The sequence below is a fragment of the Nocardia sp. NPDC056564 genome (genome assembly GCF_042793755.1).
In the GTDB taxonomy this organism is placed as follows: Bacteria; Actinomycetota; Actinomycetes; order Mycobacteriales; family Mycobacteriaceae; genus Nocardia.
The window spans coordinates 239267-265028 of record NZ_JBHTUR010000011.1 but is presented as its reverse complement, the minus strand read 5'-3'; the positions used below and the strand labels follow the sequence as shown (position 1 = coordinate 265028).

Sequence of the window (25762 nt, the reverse complement as noted above, 5' to 3'; positions counted from 1 at the left end):
TCCAGGAAGAAGGCAGCGCAATGGGTTTGAATCGCCGGCAGCTCTTGCAGTCGAGTCTCGGGATCGGCGCGGTGCTCGTAGCCGCCGCGTGCTCGACGGGAACGGACTCGTCCGGACCCGCACAGCGCGGTGGCACGCTACGCGTCGGCGCGCTCGGCACCGCGGCCCGCAGCGAGCGCGACCCGCACGCCAACCTCAGCAACGACAGCGACTTCCTGATCACCTCGCTGGTGTACGACGCGCTCACCGTGCCCGGCGGCGATCCGAATGTCGCGCCCCGCCTGGCCACCCGGTGGGAGCCGGACGCCGAACGCCGCCGCTGGACCTTCACCCTCGCCGACGGTGCGACCTTCCACGACGGCAGCCCGGTCACCTCCGACGACGTCGTGTGGTCGCTGCGCAGGCTGCGGACGGTCGGCGGCGCCTCGAAAATGCCGGTGGCCGTGGATGATATCGCCGCGGACGGCCCGAATCGGGTGGTGCTCACCGTGCCCGAGCCGAACACTCAGCTGCCGCTGCTGGTGCGGCTGATGACCTTCACGGTCAAAAAGGACACCACCGACTTCACCAAAGCCATTGGCACCGGCCCGTTCCGGCTCGAGTCGTACCAGGGCGGCAATGCCAGGCTGGTGCGCAACGAGCGCTGGCACGGCCCGGCGCCGCTGCTCGACGCCATCGAGGTCACCATGTTCGAGAGCGTGACCGCGCTGGGTAACGCGGTGCTCGGCGGGCAGATCGACCTCGCGTCCAATGTCGGCGCGATCGCCGGCCGGACGGCCGAGGGGCGCGGTGACCTGCGGGTGGTGCGCCGGGCCGACGACACCATGCTCGGCGTCGCGATGCGCGCCTCGGACGGCCCGTTCGCCGATCCGCGGGTGCGCACCGCGGTGCGGCTCGGCGTCGATCGAAACGCCCTGGTGACGCAGGTGCATTCGGGCTACGGCAAGGTCGCCAACGACATTCTCGGCACCGGCGATCCGCAGTACGACCGGGCAATCGCGCAGCGCACCCGGGACATCGATCGGGCGAAAACGCTGCTGCGCGAGGCCAATTTCGACACCGGACGCAGCTATCCGCTGGTGACCAAGGCGGAGGCGCCCGGCGAGGTCGAGTCGGCCAAGGTCATCGCGACCCAGCTGGCCGACATCGGGGTCCGGCTCGACGTGGTCACCCAGGAGTCGAGCGCCTTCTACGACCAGACCTGGTTGAAGGCCCCGCTCTACACGGTCTCCTGGGGCACCAACGATTCCACGCTGTTCTATGCGAAGAACCTGATGTCCAGCGGCTCCAACCGCAACGAAACCGACTTCAAGGACGTGGCATTCGACGCGGCCACCGCGAAAGCGCTCGCCGCGCAGAATGACTCGGACTACACGCAGGCCTGCCGCGAAGTGCAGCAGATCCAGCACGATCGCGGCGGCTACCTGGTGTGGGGCATGGCCGACGGCATCGACATCGCCGCCGCCCGGGTGCGCGACCTGCCCACGCTCGGCGGCTTCGCCAGGGTGCAGCTGGAACGAGCCTGGTTAGCCGGGTGATGTCGTTCGCGCGCCTGCTGGCCCGGCGCATCGCCCTGCTGATCGCCCTGCTGGCAACGGTGTTCGTGGTCGTCGACCTGCTGCCCGGCAATGCGGCACGGGCGGTGCTCGGACGCGACGCCGCGCCGGAGCAGATCGCGGCCAAGGAGCGCGAGCTGGGACTGGATCATCCGCTGCCGCAACGCTTCTGGGACTGGATCTCGGGGGTGCTCAGCGGCGATTTCGGCCGCACGGCGCGCGGACGTTCGATCAATGACCTGCTGGCCGACAAGTTCCCGCCGACACTGCTGCTCGGCGGGATCGCGCTGACCCTGACCGTGGTCGCGTCGCTGCTGCTCGGAATGTGGTGGGCGGCGCGACCGTTCGAACGCGCTCGGTCTGATGCCGCCCCGGCCCAGGGGAGGGCGAGCGCGCTCCGGCGCGGCACGGTGCGGCTGCTCCAGCCCGCGACGACCGTCGCCGCCGCGGTGCCGGAGTTCGTCGTCGCGACGCTGTTGATCCTGGTGTTCGCGCTGGCCGCCGGATGGCTGCCTGCCGTCACCATCACCGATCGCTCCGGCTTCCCGGCGAGCCCGGACATGCTGGTGCTGCCGGTACTCGCGCTGGCGATTCCGCAGATCGGGTGGAATACCAGGGTGGTGCGCGCCGCGATGCTGGCGGCCGCTCAGGCCCCGCACGTGGAAAGCGCTGTGCTGGACGGGATCTCCACGCGTGCGGTGCAGCTGCGGCATACCCTGCCGTTCGCCCTGCCGACGATCGTGGCGAGTTTCGCGACCACGGTCGGGATGGTGCTGGGCGGATCGCTGGTGGTGGAGACCATCTTCAACTATCCGGGGCTCGGGGCGCTGCTGGCCGGCTCGGTGGCGGATCGCGACGTGTCGTTGATCGCGTCGGTGGTCGCGCTGTCCGGAGTGGTCATCATGTGCGTGCTCGCCGCCGCCGACGGCATGCGCGCCTGGTCATTGCGGGGCCGCGGATGAAACGACTGCTGGATCTGCGCGAGCCGCGCACCGGCGAGCAGCGCAATCGCCCTCGGGTGCGGCGGCTTCGGTTGCTGACCGTGGTGCCCGCCGTGCTGGTGACGCTGCTCGCCGTTCTCGGCCCCGCACTGGCCCCGCACGCGGCCGAGACTCCGGTCGGTATCCCGTTCGGCCCCGCCGGTAGTGATGCCTGGTTCGGCACCGACCGGCTGGGCCGGGATGTCCTGAGCCAATTGCTGTACGGCGGTTGGGGTCTGCTGCTGCTGGCCGCCGTGATCGCGGTGACGGTGACGGCACTGTCGTGCGTGCTCGGCACGATCGCCGCGCTGCGCCCGCGGGTGGGCCGGGCCATCGAACTCGCCACCGACTTCGCCATGCTGCTGCCCGCGGTGCTGGGCATCTTGCTCGTCCTGACCTCGTGGCCGGACGCGGGCGCCCTCGGTCTGCTCGTCGTCGCCCTGCTGTTCGGCACCCCGTACTGTGCCAGGGTGTTCGCCGCCGCGGCGGCGGGCGTCGCCGCCTCCGGCTACGTCGAGGCGGCCCAGGCCGGCGGTGAAACGCTGCCGCACCTGGTCTTCCGCGAGGTGATCCCGAATCTGCGCGAAGTCGTCACCGCGCAACTCGGCCTCCGCTTCGTGGCGGCCGTCTACCTGGTCAGTACCGCCTCGTTCCTGCAACTGCCGACCACCCTCGGCGCGAGCAACTGGGCAGTCATGGTGCGCGAGAACGCCTCCGGCATGCTGCTCAACCCGTGGGCGGTGCTCGCGCCCAGCCTGGCCATCGCGATCGTCGCGGTCAGCGTGAATCTGGCGGTCACCGCGTTCGGGCGGGGGGAGCGCCCATGAACGAGCGCACCTCGCACGTCGTCGTCGGCGGTGCCGGACATCGGCGCAGTGGCCGGGGTGTCCGGCCGGGCGTTCGGGTTCCGGCAATCGCCGGCGGTGGCAGCATGAGCGGACAGAAACCGCCTGCTGCTGTTGCCCCCGGAGGCAACGGTGCCGAACGCGGGCGGGTAGTAGGGGCGGGCATACAGACGGCATTCGGGCGCTGCGTACGTTCGATGATGGTCAGCGAACGAGGGATGCTGTGGTGAGCGACCATGCTGTCGACGGGGGTGCACGGGTCGATGGCGAGGCACGGCAGGCGTCGGCGAGTGCACACGGCGATGCTGTTCACCCGATCAACGCAGACGACATAGTCCTGGGATCGCGTGCTGGGCAGGGAGCAGGTTTGCCAGTGGTGGTCGACGAGCTGTCGGTGTGCGGCGCGGCGGGCCAGGAGTTGTTCGGGCCCATAAGTTTCCAGCTCGCCGCGGGAACGATCACCGCGCTCACCGGGCCTTCCGGGTCCGGCAAGACGACGCTGATGCGGGCGCTGCTCGGGCAGTTGCCCGCGGGTGCCGCCCGGCACAGCGGCTCGGTCTCGGTCGCGGGGCACGAGGTGTTCGCACTGGATCCCGCTGCCCTGCAAAGGTTCCGCCGCACCCACGTCGCCTTTGTCGGCCAAGATCCCGGGTCCGCCCTCAACCCCCTGATGCGCGTGCACGGACTGCTGCACGAGGTCGCCCGGCCCGCCACCCGCGACACCCTGATCGAGACCCTCGAACTGGTCGGCCTCGGCGCCGAACACCTGCGCCGCAGATCCGGCGAGCTCTCCGGCGGCCAGCAACGCCGAGTCGCCCTGGCCCGCGCCCTGATCCGCCGCACCGGTGTGCTGATCCTCGACGAACCACTGGCCGGCCTGCACGGCGCCCTGCGCTCCGACATCGCCCGCCTGCTCACCGAGATCGCCGCCGAGCGTTCGACCGCGATCCTGCTGTCCGGCCACGACACCGACACCGTGCACGCGATCGCCGACCACGTGATCGAACTCGGTGGCGCACCGGTGGCGCACCGCGGAGCCGACCGCCTCGAGCATGCGGCCACGTCCGCGCGGCCCGCGACCGACCGTTCGTCGGGATCCGATTCGGCAGTGGGTATCCCGGCTGCACCGACGGAGATCAGCGATGGGGATGGGCACTCGGTCAGCGAGAAATCCGCGGTCCTGATCGGCGATGTGACGGAACCTGAACTGCCAGCGAATATCCCGGCCCGGCCGAAGGTGGCCCGTGCACGCGCGGCCTCGGACGGCAACTCACGACCCGGATCGGCCGATCCGCACCCGGCCGCGACCACCGGCTCACTCCTGCTGCGCGCCGACGATATCGGCGCATCGATCGACGGCCATGCCGTCCTCACCGGCATAGACCTCGAGCTCGCACCGTCCGCGGCGCTCGCGGTCGTCGGCGTATCCGGCGCGGGCAAGACGACGCTCGCCCGGGTCATCGCCGGCCTGCACCGCTCGGCAACCGGAACCCTCGAGCTGCACGGCACGCCGATCCCGGTCACCGGTCGCCGACGAACCAACGGCGGCAACGGCATTCAGCTGGTGACCCAGAACCCGCGATCCGCGCTCAACCCACGCCGGACCGTCGCACAGACCCTCGGCCGCCCACTGCGCCGCATCGGGGGAGTGCCGAGACGGCGATTGCCCCAGCGGATCAGCGACCTGCTCGCCTCGGTCGAACTCGGTCCCGAACTGGCCGCCCGCTACCCGCACGAACTGTCCGGCGGCCAACGCCAGCGCGTCGCCCTGGCGCGCGCCCTGGCCGCCGAACCCGCGATCCTCATCTGCGACGAGATCACCTCCGCCCTGGATCACGCCACCGCCGCATCGATCATGACTCTGCTGGATCGCATGAAGAACGACCGCGCCATGGCCCTGCTGGTGATCAGCCACGACATGCCCCTGGTCGCCGCCCACTGCCCCCGCATGGTCGTGCTGGACCACGGCCGCGTCGTCGAATCCGGTGAGACGCGCGCCATACTCGGGTCCCCCGCCCACGCCGCGACGCGCGAGCTGCTCGGCTGATCTCGCCGGGTACTCCGCCGGACCTGGATGATGGATGGAGTGCTCCTCAGAAAGACCGGCGCTGTGGCCGCCGTCGTGGTCACCCTCGCGCTCGCCGGTTGCGGCATCGACCGCGACCTCCCGCCGATTCCCGAGGGCATCCCGCCGGGCCCCGGCACCCCGCTGCCGCTGATCGACCTGGACGGTCCCGGCCGCACCGCGATCCAGCTGCGCGGCTGGGCCGACGAACAGGCCGACCGCATGGCCATTCCCTCGGTGGCGCTGGAGGCCTACGGCTATGCGGCCGCGGTCCTCGGCCGCGCCAAGCCGGATTGCGGCATCGCCTGGACCACGATCGCCGGCATCGCGAGCGTGGAGAGCAAACACGGCTCGCACGGCGGCTCGCGGATCGACGCGGACGGCACCGTGCGCCCGCCGATCATCGGCATCCCGCTCGACGGCGCACCGGGTGTCGCCCTGGTCAAGGACACCGACGGCGGTGCGCTGGACGGCGACCCGGAGTTCGACCGGGCCATCGGCCCGCTGCAATTCATCCCGGAGACCTGGAAGCGCTGGGGCGTCGACGCCAACGGCGACGGCGTGGCCGACCCGCAGAACATCGACGACGCGGCCCTCACCGCGGCCCGCTATCTGTGCGCCAGCGGCGGTGATCTCACCTCCGAGTACGGGTGGCAGAAGGCGCTGCTCACCTACAACCAGTCCACCAGTTACCTGCTGACCGTGCGTGACCGCGCCGCCGCCTATAGCGTCGGTCGCCGGGTATGACCTGCCCGACCGGAGTGCCGGTTACCCGCCGAGCTCGGCGGACGCTAGGCTCGCAGCGCACGGCAATTCCCGTAATACCCACCGTGCCTGCAGCCTAAGGAGTGTCGTTTTCGTGGCCATCATCGAACAGGTCGGAGCTCGCGAGATCCTGGATTCTCGCGGAAACCCCACTGTCGAGGTCGAGATCGCCCTCGACGACGGCACCCTGACCCGGGCCGCCGTGCCCTCCGGCGCCAGCACCGGCGAGCACGAGGCCGTCGAGCTGCGTGACGGCGGCGAACGCTACGGCGGCAAGGGCGTACAGAAGGCGGTCGAGGGTGTGCTCGACGAGATCGCGCCCGCCGTCATCGGCCTGGACGCGGTCGAGCAGCGCACCGTCGACCAGGTGCTGCTCGACCTGGACGGCACCCCGGACAAGTCCCGCCTCGGCGCGAACGCGCTGCTCGGCGTCTCGCTCGCGGTGGCCCGCGCCGCCGCCGAGTCCTCCGGCCTCGAGCTGTTCCGCTACCTCGGTGGCCCGAACGCGCACGTGCTCCCGGTGCCGATGATGAACATCCTCAACGGTGGCGCGCACGCCGACACCAGCGTGGACGTGCAGGAATTCATGGTCGCCCCGATCGGCGCGCCCACCTTCAAGGAGGCGCTGCGCTGGGGTGCCGAGGTGTACCACGCGCTGAAGGCGGAGCTGAAGTCCAAGGGCCTGTCCACCGGCCTCGGCGACGAGGGCGGCTTCGCCCCCGACGTGGCCGGCACCCGGGAGGCGCTCGACCTGATCAGCGGTGCCATCGGCAAGACCGGCCTGAAGCTCGGCAGCGATGTCGCGCTGGCGCTGGACGTCGCGGCCACCGAGTTCTACACCACCGGTAGCGGCTACAAGTTCGAGGGCAGCGTGCGCAGCGCCGCCGAGATGACCCAGTTCTACGCCGAACTGCTCGCCTCCTACCCGCTGGTCTCCATCGAGGACCCGCTGTCGGAGGACGACTGGGACGGCTGGGTCTCGCTCACCGACGAGATCGGCGAGAAGATCCAGATCGTCGGCGACGACCTGTTCGTCACCAACCCGGAGCGCCTGGAGGAGGGCATCGCCAAGGGCGCCGCGAACGCGCTGCTGGTGAAGGTCAACCAGATCGGCACGCTCACCGAGACGTTGGACGCCGTGGAGCTCGCGCACCGCAACGGCTACAAGACGATGATGAGCCACCGTTCCGGCGAGACCGAGGACACCACCATCGCCGACCTCGCGGTCGCGGTGGGCAGCGGCCAGATCAAGACCGGTGCGCCGGCGCGCAGCGAGCGGGTGGCCAAGTACAACCAGCTGCTGCGCATCGAGGACGCGCTCGGCGATTCCGCGCGGTACGCGGGAGATGTCGCGTTCCCGCGCTTCGCCTTCGAGGGTTAGTAAGCAAGGGACGCAATGACGGAGCGACGTGCGCGTGGGACCAGTCCAGCCGGGCGTGGGGACCGCCGCACGTCGCGTTCGGCCAGATCGCGGCCGAGGGCCGGATCCGACACGGAGACGGCCGCCCGGCCCGCGGCGGTAAAACGCACCGCGCGCAGGCGAACCGACGACAAGAAGGCCGGGCCGCAGAAGGTCGGCCTGCGCACCGGCGGCCACGGCGCGGACAAGCACGACCGCACGATTCTCGGCCTGTCCACCGGCAAAGCGGTGATCCTGGCGATCGTGGTGTGCGCGCTGGCGCTCACCCTGGCCGTGCCGATGCGCACGTACTTCACCCAGCGGGCCGAGGCCGCGCAACTCGCGCAGCAGCGCCGGGATCTGGAAGCCGATCTCGCGCGGCTGCGCGATCGCCGTGCGCAGCAACAGGATCCGGCCTACATCCGCTCCGAGGCGCGCGATCGGCTGCGGCTGGTGCTGCCCGGTGAGACGCCGTACATCGTGCAGGTGCCCGGCATGGAGGCCTCCGCCCCGCCCACCGCGGTGACCAAGTCCAGGGAGCCGGACCCCTGGTACACCGAACTGTGGCACAGCATTTCCGAACCACAACCCGCCCCCGCGGCCGACCAGGCACCACCTCCCGCCCCGCCGGTCGCGCCGCCGCCCGGACCGGAAGGACCCAGGTGACCCAGCCGAACGACCAGGATCTCGCGATCATCGCCAAGCAGCTCGGCCGCGAACCGCGCGGCGTGCTCGCCGTCGCGTATCGCACCCCGGACGGGATCCCGGCCGTCGTGCAGACCGCGCCCCGCCTGCCCGACGGCACCCCGTTCCCCACGCTGTACTACCTGACCGACCCGCGGCTCACCGCCGAGGCGAGCAGGCAGGAATCGGCCGGGGTGATGCGCGAGATGACCGAACGGCTCGGCCGCGACCCGGAATTAGCCGCCGCCTACCTGGCCGCGCACCGGAGCTACCTGGCCGAGCGCAACGAGATCGAGTCGCTCGGCACCGATTTCACCGGCGGTGGCATGCCGGAGCGGGTGAAGTGCCTGCACGTGCTGATCGCGCACGCGCTGGCCAAGGGGCCGGGCGTGAATCCGTTCGGCGACGAGGCGGTGGCGCTGGCCGCCGACAACGGCTTGCGCGGCACCGCCATTCCGGCCGACTGGCCGAAGTACGAACGCGCCGGCGCGGCGGAAAACGGAGCACAGGCATGAACAACCGGGTAGCCGCCGTCGATTGCGGGACCAACTCCATCCGACTATTGATCGCCGACGTGCTCGACGACGGGACCCTGGCCGACGTGCACCGCGAGATGCGGATCGTGCGGCTCGGCAAGGGCGTGGACGCCACCGGATCGCTGGCCCCGGACGCGATCGAACGCACCCGGGTCGCGCTGGCCGATTACGTTGCGCTGATGCGGGATTCGGGCGTCGACCGGGTACGCATGACCGCCACCTCCGCCACCCGTGACGCGTCCAATCGCGAGGACTTCTTCGCCATGGCCCGCGCCGAACTCGGCACCGTGGTGCCCGGCGCCGAGGCCGAGGTGATCAGCGGCGACGAGGAGGCTCGGTTGTCGTTCGCCGGCGCCATCGGCGAATTGTCCAGCGAGGCAGGGCCGTTCGTCGTGGTCGATCTCGGCGGCGGCTCCACCGAACTCGTCTTCGGCGACAGCACGGGGGTGCGGGCCGCGTTCTCCGCCGACATCGGCTGCGTGCGGATCACCGAACGCTGCCTGCCCGGCAATCCGCCGACCGCCGAACAGGTCGGCGCGGCACGGGAATTCGCCGCCGAGCGGCTGGCCGAAGCGTTCGCCCTGGTGCCGGTCGAAGGCGCGCACACCTGGGTCGGCGTCGCGGGCACCATGACCACCCTGGCCGCCGTCGCCCTCGATCTGCCCGAATATGACTCGGAGAAGGTGCATCTCACCCGGCTGAGCCTGGATCAGCTACGCGCCGTGTGTGATCGGCTGATCGGCATGAGTCACGACGAGCGGGCCGCGCTCGGTCCCATGCACCCCGGCCGGGTCGACGTGATCGGCGGCGGTGGCGTCATCGCCGAGGTCCTGGCCGACGAACTCGCCCGCCGCGCAGGCATTTCCGAGCTCGTCGTGTCCGAACACGACATCCTGGACGGCATCGCGCTCTCCATCGCCTGACGGCCTCGCGCCCTAGTCGGACTTGCCTTCGCGGGCCCGTCCGGTGACCAGGTCGGCGAGCCGGGACAGTGACTCCTTGTTACGCGGGGCCAGCACCTGCGTCTGAATCAGGTCGGGCACCAATGCCGCGGGTCCGCTGATCGCGCGTTCGAACATGCTGATCCGGGTGGTCGCGGCGGTGATCTCGGTCAGCTCCAACCGGATCCAGGCCGACCCGACCGGCCACAGCCGCGCCTCCAGCTCGAGCATCCGCGGCGGGTCCACCTCGCGGACCTTGGTGGTGTCGGACAGATTCAGCGGCCACGGGCCGACGCTGTGATGGATGCGGGTGCCGACCGCGGGCCAGCCCGCGTCGACATCGCGGATGTGCGAGGCGCCGACCACCCAGAGCGGATACAACCAGCCGTCGGCCAGCACCGCGAACGTGTCCTCGACCGAGGCGGGCACCGTGATTTCGATCGGATCCATCCGCGCGTCACTTTCGTCGTCTGCCGGGGCCGTCGTGGCCGGGACTGCACTGCTCCCCGGATGCCCAACCCGGGCCTGAGGAAACGCTCCGATATGCAGTCTGGCACGATCCGCAACCGGGCGCGATGCTGCGATGATCTTCGGGATTTCGGCGTTGATGCCGAAGAATCGTCGCAAACATGGGAAGGTCTGAGGATGTCGGAAGCGAAAACGGCTGATTCACCGATTGCCGAACGGACCATCTTCGGCCACCCGATCGGGTTGACCAACCTCTTCGGAGTAGAGCTGTGGGAACGGTTCTCGTACTACGGCATGGTCAGCATCCTCGGGTACTACCTGTACTACTCGGCCACCGACGGCGGCCTCGGGCTGGATCAGAGCACCGCGTTCGGCATCGTCGGCGCCTACGGCGGGCTGGTCTATCTGTCCACGGTGCTCGGCGGGTGGATCGCCGACCGGCTGCTCGGCATGGAACGGACCGTTTTCTACGGCGGCGTGGTGGTCGTGGCCGGGCACGTCGCGCTGGCCGTGCTGCCCGGGCTGACCGGGGTCGGCGTCGGCCTGGTGCTGGTCGCGCTCGGCAGCGGCGCGCTCAAGGCGAACGCCTCCTCGCTGCTCGGCACGCTCTACCCGAAGGGCGACGCGCGCGCCGACGGCGGATTCACCCTCTTCTATCTCGGCATCAATCTCGGCGCGTTCAGCGGCCCGCTGCTCACCGGCCTGCTGCACGATCACCTCGGCTTCCACTACGCGTTCGGCGCCGCCGCGATCGGCATGGCCCTCGGCCTGCTCCAGTACGTCGTGTTCCGGCGCAACCTGGGCACGCACGGCCGCGAGGTGCCGAACCCGTTGCCGCGCACCGCGATCGGCCCGGTGCTCGGCCTGCTGGCCGCCGCGGCCGCTGTGGTCGCCGTGGCCTTCCTGACCGGCCTCGTGACGCTGGACAACCTGCCCGACGTGACCACCGGCGTCATCGCCGTCGCGGCGGCGATCTACTTCGTGGTCATGCTGACCAGCGCCAAGGTGACGCCGCTCGAGCGCAGCCGGGTGCGCGCGTTCATCCCGCTGTTCATCGCCAACGCGGTGTTCTGGTCGCTGTTCCAGCAGATCTTCACGGTGCTCTCGGGCTACTCGGACAACCGGATCGACTGGCGCCTGTTCGGCTGGACCGCGCCGTCGAACTGGATCAGCTCGGTCGAACCGGTCTGGATCATCACGCTGTCCCCGCTGTTCGCGCTCATGTGGACCAAGCTGGGCTCGCGCGCGCCGAGCACCCCGCGCAAATTCGCGCTGGGCGTGATCGGCATGGGACTGGCCTTCATGCTGTTCGTACCGCTGTCGTTCATCAACGGCCAGCATGTGCCGATCCTGCTCATCGTCGCCGTCATGGCCGGATTCGCGGTGTCGGAGTTGTTGCTCTCGCCCATTGGTCTTGCGGCTACCACCCAGCTCGCGCCGGAAGCTTTCCGGGCACAGATGATGGCGCTGTACTTTTTCTCGGTTGGCATCGGCACTTCGATGTCGGGTACCTTGGCTCGGTTCTATGACCAAGACCACGAAGTCGCCTACTTCGGCATCACCGGCGCCGTCGCGGTCTGCGCCGGCCTGATCGTGGCCGCCATCGCGCCGCGGATCAGCAGCTACATGGCGGGCGTGCATTAGCCTGCCCCCCGGGCCATAGACAGCTCGACAGCACGACCATAGGTAGAGGAGAAGGTGTGGCGATCCGCAGGCCGGACGACGCGACGGGACAGGGCCCGGCTCGATGGGGCGGGTTGTTCCGCACCAAATCGGTCGAGCAGTCGATCAAGGACACCGACGAGCCGGACTCCAAGCTCCGCAAGGACCTGACCGCGTGGGACCTCACCGTCTTCGGCGTCGCGGTGGTGATCGGTGCGGGCATCTTCACCCTCACCGCGCGCACCGCGGGCAACGTCGCCGGACCGTCGGTCTCGCTCGCCTTCGTCTTCGCCGCCGTCGCCTGCGGGCTGACCGCGCTCTGTTACGCGGAATTCGCGTCCACGGTGCCGGTGGCGGGCAGCGCGTACACCTTCTCCTACGCCACCTTCGGTGAACTCGTCGCGTGGATCATCGGCTGGGACCTGATCCTGGAATTCGCGCTCGCCACCTCGGTGGTGGCCAAGGGTTGGTCGCAGTACCTGGGTGAGGTGATGGGCACGACGCCGATCGTGCACATCGGCCCGGTGTCCTTCGACTGGGGCGCGGTGCTGCTCATCGCGGTCCTGACCGTGCTGCTGGCCACCGGGACCAAGGTGTCCTCCCGGGTGTCCGCGGTCGCCGTCGCGATCAAGCTTTCCGTGATCGCGCTGGTGCTGATCGTCGGCGTCACCTACTTCAAGTCGGAGAACCTGACCCCCTACATCCCGCCGTCGCAGCCCGGCGAATCGGGCGACGGTCTGCGCCAGTCGCTGTTCTCCTTCCTGACCGGCGCCGGGCACAGCAGCTTCGGCTGGTACGGCCTGCTGGCCGCGGCCAGCCTGGTGTTCTTCGCCTTCATCGGCTTCGACGTGGTCGCGACCACCGCCGAGGAGACCAAGAACCCGCAGAAGGCGGTGCCGCGCGGCATTCTCGGCTCGCTGCTGATCGTCACCATTCTCTACGTCGCGGTGTCGCTGGTGCTCACCGGCATGGTGCCCTACACCGAGCTGTCCGGCGAGAATGCCACGCTCGCAACGGCTTTCGCGATCCACGGCGATACCTGGGTGAAGAACATCATCTCGATCGGCGCGCTCGCCGGGCTCACCACCGTGGTCATGGTGATGTTCCTCGGCCAGACCCGGGTGCTGTTCGCCATGTCCCGTGACGGACTGATGCCGCGAAAGCTGGCGCACACCGGCAAGTTCGGCACGCCGGTGCGGATCACCGTGATCGTCGGCGTGGTCTGCGCGGTGCTGGCCGGCTTCGTCGACTTCGGCACGCTCGAGGAAATGGTCAATATCGGCACGCTGTTCGCGTTCGTGCTGGTCTCGGTCGGCGTGCTGATCCTGCGTCGCACCAGGCCCGAACTGCCGCGGGGTTTCCGCGTTCCGCTGGTGCCGGTGGTGCCGATTCTCGGTGTGCTCGCCTGCCTGTGGCTGATGCTGAACCTGTCCGTGGAGACCTGGCTGCGGTTCATCGTCTGGATGGCGCTCGGCTTCGTCGTCTACTTCGCCTACAGCCGGCGCCACTCGGTGCTGCGCAACACTCCCGCGGAGTAGTGGGGAGAGCGGCACATGGTCTGCGTGAAGTCCTCGTCGGGGTGTGCCGCTCCCGCATTGCCGGATCGCTCGGCCATCGGGTGGGCTAGCGGCGCGAGAGTAGCGTGGCGCTAGTGTCGCAGCGGGAGCTCGTTGTCCTCGGAACTGCCAGTCAGGTACCCACCAAGCAGCGCAATCACAATGGATACCTGCTGCGCTGGGACGACGAGGGAGTGCTGTTCGATCCGGGGGAGGGGACGCAGCGGCAGATGACCTACGCCGGGGTGTCGGCCACCGACATCACCCGGATCGCGATCACCCATTTCCACGGCGACCACAGCCTCGGGCTGGCCGGTGTGGTGCAGCGGATCAATCTCGACCGGGTGCCGCACGCGGTCGACGTGTGCTTTCCGGCCTCGGGTGCCGAGTATTACGACCGGCTGGTCAACGCCACGTCCTATTACCGGCGTGCTGAGCTGCGTCCGCGACCCATCGACCGGCCGGGTCCGGTGGAGTTTCCCGGCGCACCGTTCGAGATGTCGGCCGTTCCCCTCGCCCACCCCGTCGACACCTTCGGCTACCGGCTCACCGAACCGCCCGGCCGGCGCATCCTGCCCGACCGGCTGCGGTCCCTCGGCGTGCGCGGACCGGCCATCAGCCGACTACAGCACGCGGGCCGGCTCCAGATCTCCGGACGCACAGTCACTCTCGAAGAGGTCAGCGAACCGCGCCCCGGCCAGAGCCTCGCCTTCGTGATGGACACCCGCCTCTGCGACGGCGTGCACGAACTCGCCGCCGACACCGACATGCTGGTCATCGAGGCCACCTTCCTCGACGTCGACGCCCACCTCGCCGCCGAATACGGCCACCTCACGGCGGGTCAAGCCGCTCGGGTCGCCGCCGGCGCGGGCACCCGCACCCTCGTTCTCACCCACTTCTCCCAGCGCTACCGCGACCTGTCCGCGCACCTCGCCGAGGCGCGCGAACACTTCACCGGCACCATCCACGTCGCCACCGATCTCGCCCGAATCCCGCTGCCGCCCAGACGATAACCCGCACCGAACCAGACACGCCCGCCCCCGGCCCGCACCGCCCCGCTCCACCACCCCGCTTTGGTCAACTGCCCGACATTTCCCAGGAGGACGCCGACACGTTGCACAGCTTGAACAGTCGGAATTCCGGTACACCCGTACGACTCGGTACGCTGTCCCGGACGCCCCCATAGCCCAATTGGCAGAGGCAGTGGACTTAAAATCCATCGAGTGTCGGTTCGAGTCCGACTGGGGGCACAGACAGCGTCTACAACAGGCATGTCAGGTCGATGATCAGGTCGGTCTGTTGTCGGCGTCCGGCAGCGCGATGTCCGTCTCGGCTAGCCGCTCGGGCTAGGCCGGGCTCAGCCCCTGGCGGAACCACTCCGGCATCTCCTGGTCCGATCGCGGAAACCACTTGTTCTCGGTACCGAAGTGCTCAGCTGTCGGCCGGGTCGAAAAGGCCGGTGGCTTATCTCGGTTGTATCGGATGGTGAAGCGGTCGGGCGGATTCAGAATGTATTCGAACTCGATCCATGATCCGAGTCCCTGAACGTACATCCCTTTCCGCAGTTGCTGAAACTTCCGCCAGACATCAGGCGGGAAGGACCAGGCATGTATCGTGCCGTCGGGCATTCGCACTCCGGTATCGGATTCCGCATGCGTCCCGATCATCCTGGCGCGCACTACAAGCCGAGTCCAACCGATCGGCAGGGTGGGGAGCACCTCGCTCGTGATCTCGGTGAGCTTGGCATGCTGTTCGATCGGGTCGAGCGTCGGCCAGTTCGGCATCTGGTCAATCCTCCTGCAGGAATGGGCCGCTGAGCCCGACGGCTCGCACATCGGCACACGCGGATGTCAGCGACCGTGCTGTTCAAGATCCTGAACCCGCCAGTCTGGAGGGACAGTTATGTCGCGGTCGCTAGAACGATCGATGGTTCCAGTCGATCGCTTCGAGGCGAACCCGATCGTTCTCCAGCCAGTCCCAGATCAACTGGGCAACCCGGTCGAGGTTGTCCACCGTGGTCTCCAGGTATGTCCCGTCTTCCGCTCCCGTGCTCACCTCGAGCAGGTATTCGGTCGCGTGGTTGCGATAAGTCTGGATAAAGCCGTCCTGACCGGCGCGCGCCACGGTCATGAACGACCCACCGCTCACGTACGGCAGCTTGGTCAGCCAGTAACGCAAGTGGTCATGGGTGAGGGTCGTGAACTCTCGACCACCTACGTTCACGTCCAGGTTCCTGTGCGCGACCGGAGCTTCGGTGGCAGCACATCACTCCATGGGCCGACGGCCTCGCGCCGAACGTCATGAAGACGTCCAAGGTCAACCGCTCGCTGTCGAGCACATCGGTGAGTACCGCAGCCACCCCCGCCCGTTCACGCTCGTCCCGTAACCCCCGAACGGAGAACGCGACATCAATATTCACTGACACCCGTCAGACGGTAACTCCCCTCACCGACACATTCGCAATAGCAGTCGCAGCAACCCTCATCTCACCGTGTGCAGAAGAAGACCCACTGTTCTGGTTCGCCGTCGACAGCGACACCAAGACCGTACGGCGGGTCAACGCGGCCACCATCCCGGCGACGAGACTTGCGGCCGAAGAGGTGGCCAGGCCCCGCACCCTCAGAACTCGGTGGTGCCGCCTCCTTCGTGCCAGGCAACGACAGTGAGCGCGAACTGTTCACGGTATTGCGCGACGCCGCCGAATCCGCGATCCGGCGGCGCGGTACCTGTGGTTCAGCGGAGACTGAGGACGCTCCGCTCGCGCGCGCAATACATCGCCTCGCGCGCGGCGCAGCATCCGCATCGGGGGTTCCGCGTCGGGGATCGAGGCGTGAACGAGGATCTGGCGCAGGTTTCGCTCGGGGCGGTTCAGCGCTCGGAGCCAGAACATTTCGTTGAGGATCTGTGGGGCGACGGGGATCAGCATGGTGAGGATGAGCGTGATGGCGCCGATGGCCAGCGTGGGCAGGTGATGGGTGACGGCGGTCAGGGCGGCGACGGACGCGCAGGCAGGGATTCTCGAGTTCGCCATGGTGATCACTGCCTCGGCGCTCGAAAGTTGTTGTCGTTCATGGTCGGCCTCCTCGGGCTCGTGGTCGTGAAGGCTTGGGACCGGGATGGCCGAAATCTCCCCCGAAGTCGGTTGGATTCTTAGATAATTCTCAGGAATGCCAAGGGGATGTGCCCGGTGACCGATGACGACAGCTGGACCCGGTTGCCGGACGCCGGGCTGGTGGAACGAGTCCGGCATCCGATCGACCGCGCCGAACGCGAAGCGGCGCTGGGGGAGATCGTGCGCCGCTACCAGAAGGTCATGGCGACTGTTTGCGTGTACCAGCTGGACATCCCGGACCGGGGCCGGGTCACGGACATCGTCCAGAACGCCGTCGAGGTCGCCACGCGGGAACTGGTCGGTGGGGAGAACCCGCGAGAACCCGAGAAACTGCGGGCGTGGCTGTGCGGGATCGTGCGAAATCGCTGCCGCGAGGACCGGCGAAGGCGAGCGAGCACCGGCCCACTGCCGTTGAAACCGCTGGTGGCCGACGACGACGAGGCGGACCGGCTGCGCCGCACGGACGAGGTCAACCGCATGCTCGACATCGTCGCTACGACCTTCACGCATCATCAACGCCGGATCTACCAGTTCAACATTCGTCGCGAACTACACGGAAAGGCGTTGGCCACCGCGCTGTCCGTCAGTACGAAGAATGCCTATAAGTTCGCTTACGAGAACAAGATTCGGGTGGACGAGGGATTCGGCGCGCTGATCCTCGCCAAACACGGTCGGCCGCAATGCATTCAACTCGCCGGAATTCTGGACCGCTCCGGTTGGGACGGCAAGAGCGACGAGCAGTTCACCCGTATTCTGCGTCAACGCATCCTTCGCCATCTCGGCACCTGCCGGAAATGCGACAACTGCGGCACCTGCGATAAGCAGCGGGCTCGGCTCGTCGTGCATTACAGCCCGGTGCTCATTCCGATCCTCATTGCGCCGGAGCTGAACGAGTTGCTACCGGAGACTATTCGCCGAGTCCTCGATGAAGAAGAGGAGCGCGATCGAACCGGGAAACGCGACGGTGGAGTTGCTGCCGGCGTCGTCCTGGCCGGCGCCGCGGTGAAGAGCACCGATGACCCACCGCCGAAGCCAAGCAAAGTTGTCGACTGGATACTCGACGGACTCAAGGGAATCTTCGTGCTGATCCTCGTCGCCACTATCGGCCCCAAGCTATTCCCGGACGTCTTCGACAAGCTGAACTGGTCCTCTTCGCACAGCACGGTGACCTTGTCGATCTTCGTACCCGGCGGCTACACCGTCCGCGCGAACCCACCCGGAGTCACGTGCAGTCCGGTCTCCGCAACGAACTGCACCCTGAACTACCGACCGGGCACCCGAGTAACCCTCACCGCGCAACGAGGAGAATTCGTGACCTACCAGGGGGCGCTGTCCTGGACCGGCTGCACCGGTTCCGGCGACACCTGCACCCTCATCCCGACCGCCCGCGCCCGGGTCTGCCTTGTCGAGCCCGGATACCAAGGAATGCCATGGGATTGGTGCCGTGGCTGAATCTGCAAATCAGTAGCCCGCTCGGGAACAGACCCGCAAGATTGTCCGGCCGCCAGGCGGACGATAGGGCGGCGGCCGTAGACGCCACAGACCGGATGGCACTCAGCATGGAGCCGATGGACACCCGGTCTGCGGCAGTTACTCAGGGCAGGACGACGCAGGCCGGGCCGAGGTTGATGCCGGTTCCGATGTTCAGCGCGGTGCGGGGGCTGTAGACGTCGTAGTCTTCGTCGGCGCGGAGCTCGAGGACCACGATCTTGTGCGGGCCCTTGCGATCGGGGGTCCAGGTGGAGCGCGCCGCCCCGGACGCATCCGCCACCAGTTCATACGGCTGGAATTGCTTGTAGTCCGCGGTATTCGGGTCGTCGCCGATCTGGTCGAGCACGACCACCTTCTTGCCCGGATCCGTGTTCACGACGATCGGGTAGGAGCAGCCGGTGCCGCGGGCATCGGCCGAGCTGCCGAAGCTCTGTCCCTTGTCGACATGGACGCTCGTGACGGTCGCCCCCGCCTGCGGCGCGGCGAACGCGACCGCCGCGGCCAGCGCACTGAGTGCCGCCACGGTGGTGGCCGCCGCCCTGTTGGATTTACGCACGTTGAATTACTCTCTCTAGCAATGGATTCCCCCGTGTGGAGTCGATCCGAACTATACAGGTGACCGCCTGTTCGGCGACCCCTCATTTCCACCAGCGCGACGGGCCTGGCGAAGGTAAGCATCGGGTGCGGTAGTGATCCTTGCGGCGGCAACCCTGTTTCGCCGGTTGTGCCAGGCCTGAAATCCCGCGACGAGTATCGCGACTACGCCGATCGGCAGGTAATACGCGAAGGCGGCGAACACGGTGTCGGCCGCAGCCGACGCCGTGAGCGCACCGATCATCAGAACGCCTGCGACCACCCACGACAGGCCATGAGTGACGCGCAGCGCGGCCAGCGCACACAGCAATACCGGCACCGCAAGCAGAAGTACGAGCCCAACTCCATGGCGAGCGAATATCGAGCTGCCGCATACGGTGTCCATCCGCACGACCTCACACGAGGAGATCTGGTATAGCGGTTCCGAAGCGACGAATACCCCCCACGCGATGGTCGCTCCGGACAACACCAACCAGGCCACACGCGCGGGTCCCATGCTCGCAATCATCACATCGGTCGGCGAAAGCCGAAGGTGAACTCCGGTATCGGGAGGCCGGGTATGCCAAACGCAATCAATTCCCCAACCCCCTAATTTTCGGTGCTGGGCAAGTGGGGTGGTGGTGTGCACAATGTGGTCCGTGAGCGCACCTTACGTGGATCCCGCAACGGCTACTTCGGGTCGTGCCCGGCGATCGCGTCCGGCGGATGTGTGGGTGCCGGAGGAGGCGGGGGAGAATCGGCTCGCCTTGGCCGCGATGCTCGACGGGTTGCTGGCCTTCTTCATCGCTCTCGCGTTGGCGGTGCGGGTTTTTCACGCCGAGGCCGGCATCGCCGAGTTCGCGCCGGTGTTCCTGCCCTGCCTGTTCGCGGTGTCGTTCGTCAATCACGTGTTCGGCACGCTGATCTTCCGTGGCAGTGTGGCCAAGCTGCTGTTCGGCATGCGGGTGCTGCGCTGGAAGGACGGCCGCCGCCCGCGCGTGTGGCAGACGGTGGGCCGATGGTTGTTCGGCTATGTGGTGATCGTGTTCCAGTTCTTGCTGGAGGGTGCGAGCGTCGGACAAGCGTGCGGCCTGCGCACCGTGCGCAGGCGCGCACTCCGGCCGTTCTAGCCCAGGGTGACGGTGGCGAACCGCCCGCGCCCGGCACGCTGTCGCCGAGTCCGTCGACCAGATCCGCACCGCACACCGGTGAGCGACCAACGGGCAGGGCGCCCGGACTAAACGCCTCGCCCGGCACGTTGTAACGCTTGTTGATACTTGCGATGGCAACGGGGTGGGCGCTGGTCCACCGCGGGACGGGATTCGATGAGCCTGCGTCAGTTCGAATACGCCTTGGCGGTGGCCGAGGAGGGGTCGGTGACGGCGGCCGCGGAGCGGTTGCACGTGGCGCAGCCGTCGTTGTCACAGCAGATTCGCACCCTGGAGCGGGAACTCGGGGTGCAACTGTTCGCGCGCACGCCGAGCGGGCTGGTGCCGACGGTGGTCGGGCGGGCGTTTCTGCGCGAGGCCGAGGTCGCGGTGAATGCGTCGCGGCGGGCGCGGGCGACGGCGCGGGCCGGGGCGGAGGAGCTGGTGGGGGAGGTGGTGATCGCGGTGCAGATGGGGTTGGGCACGCGCCAGCTGCCGGGCGCGCTGGGGGCGTTGCGCCGCCGCTATCCGCGCCTCGAGGTCACGGTTTTCGAGGAGGCGAGTTCGGCCGAGCTGGACCGGTTGTGCCGTCAGGGCCTGCTGGACCTCGCGTTCATGGCGGCCTGCGACCGTACCCCGGCCAGCGCGCACCGGCTCGGCGAGGAGGAATTCGTGGTGATGCTCAGCGCCGGGCATCGCCTGCTCGCCGCGGACCGGGTCGAGCTGCGCGAACTGGACGGGGAACCGTGGGTGCGGTTCGACCGGGACAGCGCGCTCGACGCCGTGCTGGTGGACGTGCTGCGGCGGAACGAGCTGACCCCGACGACCGTCGCCCGGGTGTCCCAAACCGCGACCGCCGCCCGCTGGGCCGCGCACGGGCTGGGAGTCACGCTCATTCCGGCCTCCGCGGTGCCGCCCGGTCATGAGCACCTCGCGCGCCCGGTGTTCCCGGTCGTGTCCCAGCCCGTGATCGCCGTCGTCCGGGACAACGCGGGCCCGGCGGAGCGGGCTCTGCTCGAGCTCCTGCGCCAGGAGACCTGGCCCGAGCCCGCCGCCCTGGTCCAGGTGTCCTGACGTTCAGAGCTGGGTCGCGCCGCCGTCCACAACCAACTCCGCGCCGGTGGTGTATGTCGCGTCGAAGGCGAGAAATGCTGCCGCCGTAGCGATCTCGGCCGGAGTGCCGAAACGCCGCAGGGGATTCTCGGCGACCCGGTCCGCCTTGAATTGCGCGGCTGCCGCCGCGGTCATCGTGTTCTCCAGCGTCCCCGTGTCCACCGGGCCCGGGCTCACCGCGTTGACCCGGACTCCCTGCGCGAGCAGCTCGCGGGCGAGGCTGCGGGTCATCGAGCGCAGCGCCGCCTTGCCCGCGGAGTAGACGCCCGCCTCCGCCATGCCCATGACGTTCGCGACCGAGGTGGTGAGGACGACACCGGCGCCCTGGCTCAGCACGGGCGCGAGTTTCTGCACGGTGAAGAACGCGCCCTTGACGTTGATCGCGAACAGTTCGTCGTACTCCGTCTCCGAGGTCGACGCGAAGGGCATGGTGCGGGTGATCCCGGCGTTCACGAAAAGACCGTCGAGCGTGCCGAATTCGTCCCGCACCCGGTCGGCCAGCACATCCAGGTCGGACAGCACGGCCACATCGCTACGGACGGTTACCACATTCTGTCCGAGTCGCTCGCGCGCGGCGTCGAGCGCGGATTGCGAACGGCCGGTGATCATTACCCGCGCCCCGCCGTCCGCCAGCAGTTTCGCCATCCCGAATCCGATGCCGCTGCCGCCGCCCGTGATCACTACATTCTTGTCGCCGTATGCACCCATACCGGAATTCCCTTTCTCACAAGCTTCGGATCGTTGGAATGCCTTCAGCCCCTGGGGAATTCGCCACCGTCGACGAAGATATTGCTCCCGGTGAGCCAGCTCGCCCGGTCGGAGACGAGGAACAGCACCGCGTCGGCGATGTCGTCGGGCCTGCCGTCGCGCCCCAGCGGCGTGGTGCTGCCGGGGGATGGGGTCGACGTCTCGTCCAGCAGTGCCCAAAGCTCCCGTGTCTCTTCGCCGCCGGGGGTGGCGGTCTTGCCCGGAGACACGGTGTTGACCCGGATTCCGGACGGCGCCAGCTCCAGCGCCAGTCCCCGGCTGTACGCCTCCAGCGCCGCCTTCGCCGCCACGTAGTGCAGGAACGGCGGCGCGGCTGTCGGCACCGCAGCCGAGGAGATGTGCACGATCATTCCCGAACCCCGCTCCCGCATCCCCGGCACCAGCAGCGAGTCCAGCCGAACGGACGCAAGGAGATTCAGGTCCAGCGCGTCCTGCCACTCCTCGTCCGGAATGGCCAGCGCGCTGCGGTGCGGTCGCGCCCCGCCCACGTTGTGCACCAGGATATCCACGCCACCGAGCACCTCCTGTGCGGCCGCGGCGAGCGATTCCGCTCCAGCTTTCGTTCGTACATCGGCGGCCACGAAGGTGGCGCCCTCCGGCACCGTGCTCGTCGCCGATCGTGCGGTGGTCAATACCTCGGCGCCCGCATTCAAGAACTGCCGCACAATGGCCGCGCCGATTCCGCGCGAACCGCCGGTGACCAGCGCCCGCTTTCCTTTGAGTTCGCGGGTTTCCGCTCCGCTGCCAAACGTGGTCATACCACGATCCTTTCGATTGATTTATCCGTCGACTCGACGGAAAGTAATTGGCTTCCTCGAACTGTTTTCACGCTACGTCGGCAAAAGAACCGGAGCAAAGACGAATATCCAGTAGGCGCCATAGGAAACACCTATTCCGTCAGCTCCCGGCCGATCGCCCCGCCGCGGGACCAGGCGCGGACCCGTGCGCTCGGGCGAGAGCACATCCACCCGCGCCGCGCAACCCGCCGAACTGGGGAATTCCCCAGTTGACCGGCCGGGCAATGAAACTCACTCGCCGTCGACATCCGTTGAGGTTCAGCTGTTTTCGGGTACCGAGGACTGCTGAGCAGGTGCTCTCGCCGGGTCTCGGCAACAAAAACTGATGCAACAGTGCACTATTCGCGAGGCACTGTCCGATTTATGTGTACATCTTGCTCAGTAAACGTGAGTGGGGGTTGACGCTGAATGCTCGCGCGCCGTACCTTTCGCCCATTCTTACCAAGTGATCTAGGGGGACCAGTGGCCCTGCGCGCGGACGAGCTTCCACCGGATGTCGCGGCCACCGTCGAGGTGGCCGGCACCGCGCCCCTCGGCCGTTCCCCCGGCCAGCTCGCCTGGCTTCGGTTCAAAAGGGACAAAACCGGCGTAGTCGCCGGCATTATCGTTGTGCTGTTCTTCGCCGTCGGCATCGGCGCACCGCTGATCTCCTGGCTCTACGGCAAAGATCCTTACACCCCGTATGCCACCACCGCCAATGGATTACTCACCGACACCGGCTTCCCGATCAAACCCAACGGCGGCATCGACAGCCAATTCTGGTTCGGCATCGAGCCGCACACCGGCCGCGACGTACTCATCGTGCTGGTCTACGGAATTCACACCTCGCTGCTGATCGCGGTGGCCGTGGTGCTGCTGACGACGATCATCGGCGCCGTCCTCGGCGTCACCGCCGGATACGTCGGCGGCCGGACCGATTACCTCATCAGCCGGATCACCGACACCCTGCTGTCGTTCCCGTCCACCCTGTTCATCCTCGCCTTCATGCCGGTCGCCTGGGCCGGCTATCAGGCGACCGGACAGGAGGTTCCGCCCTGGGTGCGGGCGGCCAGCATGATCGGGCTGCTGACCTTCTTCGGCTGGACCCGCAACGCCAGACTGCTGCGCGGACAGGTGTTCTCGCTGCGCGAGCTCGAGTTCGTCGAAGCGGCCAAGGTGACCGGGGCCGGTCCCCGGCGGATCATCTTCCGCGAACTGCTGCCGAATCTGTGGACCCCGATCCTGGTGCTGGCGACGCTGGACCTGCCCGCCTACGTCACGGCGGAGGCGGCGCTGTCCTTCCTCGGCGTCGGCATCAAGGAGCCGACGCCCGACTGGGGCGTGATGGTGCAGAACGGCTCCGGCCTGATCTCCTCCGACATCACCTATCTGGTCTTCCCCGGCATCGGGATGGTCCTGTTCGTGCTCGCGTTCAACTTGCTCGGGGACTCGGTGCGCGACGCCCTTGACCCGAAGGGAAGCCGATAACCGTTGGGTCGCCGGGCTTTTCGGCGGTAAGAGGAGGCAGGAACTGGAATGAGAAGATCGCATATCGCGCAGGCGGGCGCGGTGGCCGCGGCGCTGGCCCTGGTGACGGCGGGCTGTTCGGCCGGCGGCACCAACGTCGGCAGTGGCGACCAGCCGAAGGCCAACCAGAGCAAGCTCACCCTCGACGCGGAGGGCAAACGGTCCAGCGGCCCGGCGGCCGAGGTGCCCGGCGCCCAGCCGGGCGGCTCGCTGAACCTGCTGTGGCGCACCGACTTTCCGCACTACGACCCGGCCAAGGTCTACACCGCCCCGGACGACGAAGCGTTCCGCCTGATCAACCGCAGGCTCACCGTGTTCGATCAGCACGACGACGGCACCATGGCGCTGGTCGGCGATCTGGCCACCAATACCGGCGAGGCCTCCGACGGCGGTAAGACGTGGAAGTACACCCTGAAGGACGGGGTGAAGTACGCCGACGGTTCGCCGATCCGGTCCCAGGACATCAAGTACGGCGTCGAGCGCAGCTTCGACACGAAGTTCGCCACCGGGCCCAAATGGGTTCAGCTCTGGCTCGCGGGCAAGGACGACTTCAACTCCGTCTATCCCGGTCCGTTCACCGGCGGCAAGGAGCTCGGTCCGGACAAGATCGAGACGCCGGACGACAAGACCATCATCTTCCATCTGGCCGAGCCGGAGTCGGACTTCCCGATGGCCGCCTCGATGGGCCAGACCGTGCCGGTGCGCAAGGACCGCGATGCGAAGCCGGATGACCTGGACGCCAACGGATTAGGCGAGATGGCCACCGGCCCGTACAAGATCGGCACACACGACGTCGACAAGTCGCTGACCCTGGTGAAGAACCCCAACTGGGATCCGAAGACCGACCCGGTCCGGCACCAGTACCTGGACCAGATCCACTTCCAGTTCGGCGTGATGGCCAAGCAGCAGACCGACCAGCTCAAGGCCGACACCGACCCGAATGCCGCCTCGTATTACAGCGGCGTGGACAGCGACCAGGTCCAGGCCATCCTGCAGGACCCGAACCTGAAGCAACGCGTCCTGGACAACGAGACCAATGGCGTGCAGGTCTTCGCGATCAACACCGCCAGGGTCACCGACGTACAGGTACGCAGGGCCATCGCGACCGCCTTCCCGAAGCAGGACGTCGTCACCACGCAGGGCGGCCCGTTCTTCGGCAATATCGCCGACACGCTCAGCCCGCGCTCCTCGCTCGGCTTCGCGGAGCAGCCCAACCCGTACGGCGTCGGCGACAACGGCGACCCGCAGAAGGCGAAGCAGATCCTCACCGACGCAGGCAAACTCGGCTACGAGGTCAATGTGGCCTGGGACTCCACCCCGACCGCCGACCGGTGGGGCGTCCCGATCAAGCGCGCGTTCGAGGCGGCCGGCTTCAAGGTCAACCTGAATCCGGTGCCGACCAAGGGTTTCTATGACGCCGTCGGGCGCCTGGACAATCCGTTCGACCTGATCTGGAACCAGTGGAGCCCGGACTGGCCGACCAACCGGACCGTGTACAGCGCGGTGTACTACGGCGGCGCGGTCCGCGACGAGGGCAACAACTACGCCCAGCTCAAGGAGAAGCACGTGGACGACGAGATCAACCGCGTCCAGGCCATCCAGGACATCAACGCCCAGGGCGCCGGATACATGCCGCTGGACCAGATGATCCAGAAGGACTACGCGGCCGCGATCCCGTTGGTGTACACGCGCAAACAGGTGATGTACGGCTCGAAGGTCGGCGGCGCGCGGATGGACATGCTCAGCGCCACCATCGACCTGTTCAACACCTACATCAAGAAGTAGCGCAGGTCTGTC

25 protein-coding genes and 1 tRNA gene are annotated in these 25762 nt (G+C 68.0%); 18 read left to right on the top strand and 8 right to left on the bottom strand.

What is annotated here, in order from left to right; all coding sequences use genetic code 11:
* Positions 1-20: 20 nt before the first annotated feature.
* The 9 genes from ACFQ9K_RS26735 (at position 21) to ACFQ9K_RS26695 (ending at position 9753) form a co-directional block, all read left to right on the top strand.
* Positions 21-1538: an ABC transporter substrate-binding protein gene (locus ACFQ9K_RS26735; protein WP_378713783.1), complete on the top strand. Its 1518-nt coding sequence runs from the start codon at positions 21-23 to the stop codon at positions 1536-1538.
* The gene (locus tag ACFQ9K_RS26730) at positions 1538-2518 is read left to right on the top strand and encodes an ABC transporter permease (protein ID WP_378713920.1); all 981 of its coding nucleotides are present in this window, start codon (positions 1538-1540) and stop codon (positions 2516-2518) included. Before ACFQ9K_RS26735 ends, ACFQ9K_RS26730 begins: the two co-directional genes overlap by 1 nt.
* Entirely contained in the window at positions 2515-3363 is an 849-nt protein-coding gene (locus ACFQ9K_RS26725) for an ABC transporter permease (protein ID WP_378713784.1), read from the top strand. Before ACFQ9K_RS26730 ends, ACFQ9K_RS26725 begins: the two co-directional genes overlap by 4 nt.
* A 391-nt stretch (positions 3364-3754) precedes the next feature.
* Positions 3755-5428, top strand: a complete 1674-nt coding sequence (locus ACFQ9K_RS26720; protein ID WP_378713922.1) for an ABC transporter ATP-binding protein — start codon at positions 3755-3757, stop codon at positions 5426-5428.
* A gap of 30 nt (positions 5429-5458) precedes the next feature.
* Positions 5459-6193, top strand: a complete 735-nt coding sequence (locus ACFQ9K_RS26715) for a lytic transglycosylase domain-containing protein (RefSeq protein ID WP_378713924.1) — start codon at positions 5459-5461, stop codon at positions 6191-6193.
* 112 nt (positions 6194-6305) lie between these two features.
* Positions 6306-7592, top strand: coding sequence for a phosphopyruvate hydratase (eno, locus tag ACFQ9K_RS26710; RefSeq protein ID WP_378713785.1), 1287 nt, complete (start codon positions 6306-6308; stop codon positions 7590-7592).
* A 15-nt stretch (positions 7593-7607) separates the two neighbouring features.
* Positions 7608-8276, top strand: coding sequence for a septum formation initiator family protein (locus ACFQ9K_RS26705; protein ID WP_378713786.1), 669 nt, complete (start codon positions 7608-7610; stop codon positions 8274-8276).
* Positions 8273-8809: a DUF501 domain-containing protein gene (locus ACFQ9K_RS26700; protein WP_378713788.1), complete on the top strand. Its 537-nt coding sequence runs from the start codon at positions 8273-8275 to the stop codon at positions 8807-8809. Before ACFQ9K_RS26705 ends, ACFQ9K_RS26700 begins: the two co-directional genes overlap by 4 nt.
* A complete protein-coding gene (locus ACFQ9K_RS26695) occupies positions 8806-9753 on the top strand; it encodes an exopolyphosphatase (protein ID WP_378713790.1) in 948 nt (315 codons plus the stop codon). Before ACFQ9K_RS26700 ends, ACFQ9K_RS26695 begins: the two co-directional genes overlap by 4 nt.
* 12 nt (positions 9754-9765) lie before the next feature.
* Here the strand turns inward: ACFQ9K_RS26695 and ACFQ9K_RS26690 are convergent, their stop codons facing one another.
* The gene (locus ACFQ9K_RS26690; RefSeq protein ID WP_378713792.1) at positions 9766-10221 is read right to left on the bottom strand and encodes an SRPBCC family protein; all 456 of its coding nucleotides are present in this window, start codon (positions 10219-10221) and stop codon (positions 9766-9768) included.
* Positions 10222-10416: 195 nt separating this feature from the next.
* Between ACFQ9K_RS26690 and ACFQ9K_RS26685 the strand changes: the two genes are divergently transcribed.
* The 4 genes from ACFQ9K_RS26685 (at position 10417) to ACFQ9K_RS26670 (ending at position 14707) form a co-directional block, all read left to right on the top strand.
* Entirely contained in the window at positions 10417-11883 is a 1467-nt protein-coding gene (locus ACFQ9K_RS26685) for a peptide MFS transporter (protein WP_378713794.1), read from the top strand.
* 56 nt (positions 11884-11939) lie between these two features.
* Positions 11940-13439: an amino acid permease gene (locus ACFQ9K_RS26680; protein WP_378713796.1), complete on the top strand. Its 1500-nt coding sequence runs from the start codon at positions 11940-11942 to the stop codon at positions 13437-13439.
* Between the two features lie 113 nt (positions 13440-13552).
* The gene (locus ACFQ9K_RS26675; RefSeq protein WP_378713797.1) at positions 13553-14470 is read left to right on the top strand and encodes a ribonuclease Z; all 918 of its coding nucleotides are present in this window, start codon (positions 13553-13555) and stop codon (positions 14468-14470) included.
* Between the two features lie 163 nt (positions 14471-14633).
* Positions 14634-14707: transfer RNA gene (locus ACFQ9K_RS26670), tRNA-Leu, on the top strand.
* A gap of 96 nt (positions 14708-14803) precedes the next feature.
* Here the strand turns inward: ACFQ9K_RS26670 and ACFQ9K_RS26665 are convergent.
* From ACFQ9K_RS26665 to ACFQ9K_RS26655, 3 genes are all read right to left on the bottom strand, one after another.
* Positions 14804-15292, bottom strand: coding sequence for a hypothetical protein (locus ACFQ9K_RS26665; RefSeq protein WP_378713798.1), 489 nt, complete (start codon positions 15290-15292; stop codon positions 14804-14806).
* A gap of 79 nt (positions 15293-15371) precedes the next feature.
* Complete coding sequence (locus ACFQ9K_RS26660) at positions 15372-15680, bottom strand: hypothetical protein (protein ID WP_378713800.1); 309 nt, start codon at positions 15678-15680, stop codon at positions 15372-15374.
* A 454-nt stretch (positions 15681-16134) separates the two neighbouring features.
* Positions 16135-17082 carry a hypothetical protein gene (locus ACFQ9K_RS26655; RefSeq protein ID WP_378713801.1) on the bottom strand — a complete coding sequence of 316 codons (948 nt, stop codon included), beginning with the start codon at positions 17080-17082 and terminating at the stop codon, positions 16135-16137.
* Between ACFQ9K_RS26655 and ACFQ9K_RS26650 the strand changes: the two genes are divergently transcribed.
* Entirely contained in the window at positions 17047-18021 is a 975-nt protein-coding gene (locus ACFQ9K_RS26650; RefSeq protein ID WP_378713803.1) for a hypothetical protein, read from the top strand. The genes ACFQ9K_RS26655 and ACFQ9K_RS26650 overlap by 36 nt on opposite strands.
* Positions 18022-18163: 142 nt before the next feature.
* On the opposite strand, the gene ACFQ9K_RS26645 is transcribed toward ACFQ9K_RS26650, so the two are convergent.
* Complete coding sequence (locus ACFQ9K_RS26645) at positions 18164-18616, bottom strand: hypothetical protein (RefSeq protein ID WP_378713805.1); 453 nt, start codon at positions 18614-18616, stop codon at positions 18164-18166.
* 51 nt (positions 18617-18667) lie between these two features.
* A complete protein-coding gene (locus tag ACFQ9K_RS26640) occupies positions 18668-19150 on the bottom strand; it encodes a hypothetical protein (protein ID WP_378713806.1) in 483 nt (160 codons plus the stop codon).
* 142 nt (positions 19151-19292) lie between these two features.
* On the opposite strand from ACFQ9K_RS26640, the gene ACFQ9K_RS26635 reads away from it, so the two are divergent.
* Entirely contained in the window at positions 19293-19763 is a 471-nt protein-coding gene (locus ACFQ9K_RS26635; protein ID WP_378713808.1) for an RDD family protein, read from the top strand.
* Between the two features lie 195 nt (positions 19764-19958).
* Positions 19959-20855, top strand: coding sequence for a LysR family transcriptional regulator (locus tag ACFQ9K_RS26630; RefSeq protein ID WP_378713810.1), 897 nt, complete (start codon positions 19959-19961; stop codon positions 20853-20855).
* Between the two features lie 3 nt (positions 20856-20858).
* Here ACFQ9K_RS26630 and ACFQ9K_RS26625 read toward each other — a convergent pair whose 3' ends face one another.
* Together ACFQ9K_RS26625 and ACFQ9K_RS26620 are read right to left on the bottom strand one after the other, a co-directional pair.
* Positions 20859-21602 (bottom strand): SDR family oxidoreductase, encoded by a 744-nt coding sequence (locus ACFQ9K_RS26625; protein ID WP_378713812.1) that lies wholly within the window; start codon positions 21600-21602, stop codon positions 20859-20861.
* Between the two features lie 44 nt (positions 21603-21646).
* Positions 21647-22420: an SDR family oxidoreductase gene (locus tag ACFQ9K_RS26620; RefSeq protein WP_378713813.1), complete on the bottom strand. Its 774-nt coding sequence runs from the start codon at positions 22418-22420 to the stop codon at positions 21647-21649.
* A 501-nt stretch (positions 22421-22921) separates the two neighbouring features.
* On the opposite strand from ACFQ9K_RS26620, the gene ACFQ9K_RS26615 reads away from it, so the two are divergent.
* Together ACFQ9K_RS26615 and ACFQ9K_RS26610 are read left to right on the top strand one after the other, a co-directional pair.
* A complete protein-coding gene (locus ACFQ9K_RS26615; RefSeq protein ID WP_378713815.1) occupies positions 22922-23926 on the top strand; it encodes an ABC transporter permease in 1005 nt (334 codons plus the stop codon).
* A gap of 48 nt (positions 23927-23974) precedes the next feature.
* A complete protein-coding gene (locus tag ACFQ9K_RS26610) occupies positions 23975-25750 on the top strand; it encodes an ABC transporter substrate-binding protein (protein ID WP_378713816.1) in 1776 nt (591 codons plus the stop codon).
* The last annotated feature ends 12 nt before the right edge of the window (positions 25751-25762 follow it).

Coding starts and splice junctions, on each gene's coding strand:
- ACFQ9K_RS26725 (WP_378713784.1), top strand. CDS start 2,515: ATGAAACGACTGCTGGATCTGCGCGAGCCGCGCACCGGCGAGCAGCGC.
- ACFQ9K_RS26730 (WP_378713920.1), top strand. CDS start 1,538: ATGTCGTTCGCGCGCCTGCTGGCCCGGCGCATCGCCCTGCTGATCGCC.
- ACFQ9K_RS26690 (WP_378713792.1), bottom strand. CDS start 10,221: ATGGATCCGATCGAAATCACGGTGCCCGCCTCGGTCGAGGACACGTTC.
- ACFQ9K_RS26625 (WP_378713812.1), bottom strand. CDS start 21,602: ATGGGTGCATACGGCGACAAGAATGTAGTGATCACGGGCGGCGGCAGC.
- ACFQ9K_RS26685 (WP_378713794.1), top strand. CDS start 10,417: ATGTCGGAAGCGAAAACGGCTGATTCACCGATTGCCGAACGGACCATC.
- ACFQ9K_RS26630 (WP_378713810.1), top strand. CDS start 19,959: ATGAGCCTGCGTCAGTTCGAATACGCCTTGGCGGTGGCCGAGGAGGGG.
- ACFQ9K_RS26640 (WP_378713806.1), bottom strand. CDS start 19,150: ATGGGACCCGCGCGTGTGGCCTGGTTGGTGTTGTCCGGAGCGACCATC.
- ACFQ9K_RS26695 (WP_378713790.1), top strand. CDS start 8,806: ATGAACAACCGGGTAGCCGCCGTCGATTGCGGGACCAACTCCATCCGA.
- ACFQ9K_RS26610 (WP_378713816.1), top strand. CDS start 23,975: ATGAGAAGATCGCATATCGCGCAGGCGGGCGCGGTGGCCGCGGCGCTG.
- ACFQ9K_RS26735 (WP_378713783.1), top strand. CDS start 21: ATGGGTTTGAATCGCCGGCAGCTCTTGCAGTCGAGTCTCGGGATCGGC.
- ACFQ9K_RS26655 (WP_378713801.1), bottom strand. CDS start 17,082: ATGATGCGTGAAGGTCGTAGCGACGATGTCGAGCATGCGGTTGACCTC.
- ACFQ9K_RS26650 (WP_378713803.1), top strand. CDS start 17,047: ATGCTCGACATCGTCGCTACGACCTTCACGCATCATCAACGCCGGATC.
- ACFQ9K_RS26715 (WP_378713924.1), top strand. CDS start 5,459: ATGGATGGAGTGCTCCTCAGAAAGACCGGCGCTGTGGCCGCCGTCGTG.
- ACFQ9K_RS26665 (WP_378713798.1), bottom strand. CDS start 15,292: ATGTGCGAGCCGTCGGGCTCAGCGGCCCATTCCTGCAGGAGGATTGAC.
- ACFQ9K_RS26705 (WP_378713786.1), top strand. CDS start 7,608: ATGACGGAGCGACGTGCGCGTGGGACCAGTCCAGCCGGGCGTGGGGAC.
- ACFQ9K_RS26620 (WP_378713813.1), bottom strand. CDS start 22,420: ATGACCACGTTTGGCAGCGGAGCGGAAACCCGCGAACTCAAAGGAAAG.